Origin of the sequence: Priestia aryabhattai (genome assembly GCF_023715685.1) — a bacterium.
GTDB classification, from domain to species: domain Bacteria; phylum Bacillota; class Bacilli; order Bacillales; family Bacillaceae_H; genus Priestia; species Priestia aryabhattai_B.
The window spans coordinates 1-257 of sequence record NZ_JAMBOQ010000115.1 but is presented as its reverse complement, the minus strand read 5'-3'; the positions used below and the strand labels follow the sequence as shown (position 1 = coordinate 257).

Annotated in this window: 2 tRNA genes; both read right to left on the bottom strand. The window is 51.4% G+C overall.

Annotated elements, in window-relative coordinates:
• Positions 1 to 48: 48 nt before the first annotated feature.
• A tRNA-Arg gene (locus M3225_RS29280) sits at positions 49 to 125 on the bottom strand.
• Between the two features lie 6 nt (positions 126 to 131).
• Positions 132 to 206 (bottom strand) — tRNA-Gly (locus tag M3225_RS29275).
• Between the last annotated feature and the right edge of the window lie 51 nt (positions 207 to 257).

The window sequence follows — 257 nt, the reverse complement described above, 5'->3', positions numbered from 1 at the left end:
CTTGGTCCCAAACCAAGTGCTCTACCAAGCTGAGCTACTTCCCGTTTATGGCGCGCCCGAGAGGAGTCGAACCCCTAACCTTTTGATCCGTAGTCAAACGCTCTATCCAATTGAGCTACGGGCGCTTTATATGGAGCGGAAGACGAGGTTCGAACTCGCGACCCCCACCTTGGCAAGGTGGTGTTCTACCACTGAACTACTTCCGCTTATTAAAATGAGCCATGAAGGACTCGAACCTTCGACCCTCTGATTAAAAG